The sequence below is a fragment of the Mycobacterium sp. TH-M103 genome (assembly GCF_057473785.1).
Window position 1 is genome coordinate 1 of record NZ_JBYCLG010000183.1, and the last position, 2,757, is coordinate 2,757.

General features: G+C 71.1%; 5 protein-coding genes. 4 read left to right on the forward strand and 1 reads right to left on the reverse strand.

Going from position 1 to position 2,757, the window contains the following annotated elements; genetic code table 11:
- Positions 1–834, reverse strand: an 834-nt coding sequence (locus tag AC2VOR_RS10085) for a sulfurtransferase (RefSeq protein ID WP_486963723.1), incomplete at its 3' end; no start/stop codon positions are given.
- Positions 835–948: 114 nt separating this feature from the next.
- On the opposite strand from AC2VOR_RS10085, the gene AC2VOR_RS10090 reads away from it, so the two are divergent.
- The 4 genes from AC2VOR_RS10090 (at position 949) to AC2VOR_RS10105 (ending at position 2,729) form a co-directional block, all read left to right on the forward strand.
- Complete coding sequence (locus AC2VOR_RS10090) at positions 949–1,389, forward strand: hypothetical protein (protein WP_486963724.1); 441 nt, start codon at positions 949–951, stop codon at positions 1,387–1,389.
- Complete coding sequence (locus AC2VOR_RS10095; RefSeq protein ID WP_486963725.1) at positions 1,373–2,077, forward strand: TetR/AcrR family transcriptional regulator; 705 nt, start codon at positions 1,373–1,375, stop codon at positions 2,075–2,077. Before AC2VOR_RS10090 ends, AC2VOR_RS10095 begins: the two co-directional genes overlap by 17 nt.
- A gap of 20 nt (positions 2,078–2,097) precedes the next feature.
- Positions 2,098–2,250, forward strand: a complete 153-nt coding sequence (locus AC2VOR_RS10100; protein ID WP_486963726.1) for a hypothetical protein — start codon at positions 2,098–2,100, stop codon at positions 2,248–2,250.
- 101 nt (positions 2,251–2,351) lie between these two features.
- Positions 2,352–2,729, forward strand: coding sequence for a hypothetical protein (locus tag AC2VOR_RS10105; protein ID WP_369738128.1), 378 nt, complete (start codon positions 2,352–2,354; stop codon positions 2,727–2,729).
- Positions 2,730–2,757 lie beyond the last annotated feature (28 nt).

Here is a 2,757-nt window from a genome sequence, read left to right on the forward strand (position 1 = left end):
GCTCACGGCGCGGGCCGGATCCGAACTCCACTCCGACCACGACCCCGGATACAGCGCCGCCCGGCGGCCCGTCGCGGCGAGCGCCGCGATCGTGATCGTGGCGGTGATCCCCGAGCCGCAATACACGCCCACCTCGCCGTCGACGCCGCGGTCGGCCAGCAGCCGGCGCAGCGCCTCGTCGCCGAGGAACGTGCCGTCGGGCGCCAGGACGTCGCCGCTGGGCAGGTTCGTTGCGCCCGGGATGTGCCCGGCGACCGGGTCGAGCGGCTCGACGTCGCCGCGGAAGCGTTCGGGCGCCCGCGCGTCCAGCAGCGGCAGCTGCCTCGACCCCGACTGCTCGGCGGTCAACGTGGGCCGGCGACCGGAATACAAATCATCGTGCGGCACAGTCACATTCCCCACTTGCGGCGTGGAGTGGCCGGTTTCGAGCCGGTGTCCGGCCGACCGCCAGGCGTCGAGCCCGCCGTCGAGGATGCGCACGTCGGCAAGCCCGGCCGCGGTCAGCACCCACCACGCCCGCGCGGAGCCCGCTCGATTCCAGTCGTCGTACACCACGACCACGTCGTCGTGCCGGACGCCCCACCGGCGCGCGGCCGCCTCCAGGTCGCGGCCCGACGGCAGGGGGTGACGTCCGCGGCCGGCGACGGTGTGGTCGCTGAGTTCGTCCTCGAGGGACACATACACCGCGCCCGGCAGGTGACCCCGCCCGTAGGCCGCCCGCCCGTCGGGCTCGTCGAGCCGCCACCGCACGTCCAGGACGCTCAGCGCAGCGCCCGCCTCGATGAGGGCGGCGAGTTCGGTGACGGTGATCAGCACCCGATCGCGCGTCTCCAAGCGGTCACCTCCGTCTCGCCTCGGAGGAAGCCTAGCCGCGCGCCGATCCGACCGGTGGTCTGGTATACCGACCACCGGTCGATTACCATCGGCGACGAGCCTGGAGGTAGAGCAATGACCACACCGCAGCAGTCGGCGCTCCGCACCCGCATGTTCGCCCGGGTGCTGGGCCCGTTCTTCACCGTCGTGCCGACCACGGTCGCTGTGCGCGGCTCCTACGTGCGCACGCTGTTCACCGAGTTCCAGGCGAACCCGATGTGGTCGTGGCTGTTCGGCGCGATCCTTCTGATGTTCGGCCTGGTGATCATCGCGTTCCACCAGTACTGGCGCGGTCCCGCGGCCATCATCGTGTCGCTGCTGGGCTGGTTCCTGGCGATACGCGGGGTGTTGCTGCTGACCGTTCCCGGGGCCTACGACGCCGCCGGCAAGGCGCTCTACGGGGCGGGGGTGACCGCGGTGATTTGGGCGTTGTTCCTCGGCCTGGCCGCGGCCGGAATGTATCTGACCTATGTCGGCTGGAAGCCCGAGGACCGCCCGCGTGCCCCGGGTCGTTAAGCATCCCGACGTCCGCCGCGCCGAACTGCTCGACCTGGCGGCGGGGCTGTTTTTGCGGCGCGGCTATGACAACGTCAGCCTCAACGATCTGATCGCCGCCGCCGGTATCTCCAAAGGGGCGTTCTACCACTGGTTTCCGTCCAAGGAGGCGTTGATCGCGGCGCTGGCCGAACGCGGCGCGCGCTCGGCTTTCGACGCGGTCGAAATGGCCGTCGCCGAATGCGAGGGTGACGCGCTGGCCCGGCTCAACGCCGCGCTGCGGGCCGGTTTCGACGTCAAGATGCGCATGGCGGCACCGGAGCAGCTGGCCGCGATGGCGTCGTTGCTGCACCCGGACAACGCCCACCTGTACGGGCGGGTCCTGGCCGCCGAGGAGGCGCTGTTCTTGCCTCTGCTGACGCGGCTGGTCGCCCAGGGGGTCGGCGAGGGGGTGTTCGACACGTTCGACCCCGAAGGGGCCGCCGACCTGATCTACGGCCTTGCCGCGCGCACGAACTCGAAGGTGCTGGCCGCGCTGCAGGCCGGCGACGAGCCCGCGCGACAGCGCGCGATCGACGCCCTGACGACCCGGTTCCGGCTGCACGGGCTGGCCGCGGACCGCATCCTGGGCCTGCCCGACGGAAGCGTGGCCACCCTCTCGCGCGCCCAGGTCGAGGTGCTGGTCGCGGCGCCGCCCCGGCACCGCTGACCACGCCCTGTCGTTGGCGGATGCCGTCCGCGCGCCCCTCCGACACCAGCGGACGGCGTCCCGCAGGCGAACTCGGTGTGGCGGCGCTGGTGTCGATCGGCATCGCCGGCATGGTCGATGGCGGCATCTTCTCGGTGCTGGGCCCGACGTGGTTGTTTACGCCGGTGCGCTGATCTTACTGGGGTATGAGGGTTTCGAGCTGATCGCCAACGCCGCCGAGGACGCGAAGGATCCGCGGCGCAGCCTGCCGCTGGCGTAAGGGATTTCGATCGGCGTGGTGATCGCCCTTTACGTCCTGGTCGCCTTCGCCGCCGTCGACAACCTCGACCTCGCCCAGATCGGCCGTGACTACGCGCTGGCCGTCGCCGCGCGACCGTTCCTGGGCCCGGCGGGTTTCAACCTGATCGGCGTCGCGGCGGTGGTCTCCACCGCGAGCGTGATCAACGCGACCCTCTACGGCAACAGCTCTGGGTCCTGGGCGGGTTCCTGTGGGGTGCGGTGCTCGTCGAGGGCGCGGTCCGGCTGCGGGGGAGACGGACCAGCCATCCACCCGCGCCGCTCCCACCGGGATGATCGCGCTGTCGACTTAGTGGTCTTGCCCGTTAATTCGTCGGGGGTCATGCGGCAGGGGTGTGGTGGTCGAGCCGGGTGAGGTGTTGGTGAAGGTCAGCGCTGGTGTA